Source organism: Endozoicomonas sp. ONNA1 (assembly GCF_024606325.1).
In the GTDB taxonomy this organism is placed as follows: domain Bacteria; phylum Pseudomonadota; class Gammaproteobacteria; order Pseudomonadales; family Endozoicomonadaceae; genus Endozoicomonas_A.
In genome coordinates this window covers 1-1,328 of the sequence record NZ_JAHHPN010000982.1, presented here as the reverse complement: position 1 = coordinate 1,328, position 1,328 = coordinate 1, and the positions used below count along the sequence as shown (strand labels likewise).

1 protein-coding gene is annotated in these 1,328 nt (G+C 48.4%); it reads left to right on the top strand.

Features of this window, described 5'->3' with window-relative positions:
* The first annotated feature begins 433 nt into the window (after positions 1-433).
* On the top strand, positions 434-1,315 hold the full coding sequence (locus KDK19_RS23610; protein ID WP_257281758.1) for a hypothetical protein: 882 nt from the start codon (positions 434-436) through the stop codon (positions 1,313-1,315).
* The last annotated feature ends 13 nt before the right edge of the window (positions 1,316-1,328 follow it).

Genomic DNA, 1,328 nt, shown 5'->3' with positions numbered 1-1,328 from the left:
CAGGAATTTTTATCCTCAATTTATTGCAACCGCAGTAGGACAGCCTTAAGTCCGACAGGCTGCTAGAAAACAGACTTATTTGCTTGATCTATCCTTCCTCTCTACCCACTGGAATACAAGGATAGAATTATTAGACACTCACTCCATACAGCACTGCTAATAATATTGTTGTCTGTCGTCTGTAAGGCCGAACTGTTCGCAGAGCGTTTTATTGTCGAGCTTGAAAATAATAGAGGATTTTCAAACCAGAGTTTTTCTATAAAAAAGGACCAGCGTACACTGCCATCCCCCGTCAGGTATTGCCAATACAAACGGCTATTCAGAATCATATTCATCGCCTGATAAAAAACGACAGAGACCCGGCGGTTACCGGGTAAAAACGACCATTATTGAATCGGTTTACTGGCAATGGCTTTACGCCACTGATCTGCTAATGGGCTACGAACTTATTCTGAACACAAAGGACACCCCGCTAAGCTCCATCCCTTATTCATGGCCACCTGTAGAAGTAGTTATTGCAGTTGGCTGGCTTTTGAAAAACTATTGGAACATCAGTTTATCGTCGTTTAACCCGAACGCACAACAAAAAGCACGATCTATGCTGACACGGGGGGAGCAAGCGTTTGCCACCATCATTGTTGTGCCTGACTCTGGACTTAACAAACAACCACACCCACTGTCAGAATCATTCAGCGACCAAGTTTCAGGAGCAACAACCCAACATACAAGCACTTTCTTCACAAGTACCCGGCATTCCCGGTTTGGCGGCGGTGACAGAGGCTCTCAACAACCTCTGCACACTTTGGGTTTAAATTGTTTTGTCTTTCCCTGTCACGGCGTTTGCAGTTTCCGACCATCACCCGATAGAGGAGGGTCCGCTGAATGGCAGTTGAACACCGGGGAAAGTTCACCAGACAACCTCACAAACTCAGTAAGTGCAGGGGCAATCTATGCAACCGACCCAGCCGGAGCACCCAGTTATGATTTGACAGTGCACCGGAATTTGCCTGCCACCCCTGATGACTGGATTATAATCGATGGGCTACTCAATCTACGTGGTGACAGTCACCCCGAAGAGATCAGGATTTCCTGTATGCTTGCCCATTTGGCACGTCCAGCGGGCGCTTCACCTTCGGGTTGTCTTCCTTCCCGAGGCACTACCCATAGCCAACAAGCTCTTCCGGATCATAAAAGAAGAGACCACATCAGGCCACAAACCTCTGACGTGTCCGTAGTCGGGGGGGATGGCCAGCCGCAGCTATGTGGGAGAGTCTTTGACATCCTCTCGCCCCTGAAGGAGCGAGATTCCCGTTAGTCACCTAACAGGC

Excerpts from the sequence above, each read along its gene's own strand:
- KDK19_RS23610 (WP_257281758.1), top strand. The coding sequence starts at position 434 with ATGGGCTACGAACTTATTCTGAACACAAAGGACACCCCGCTAAGCTCC.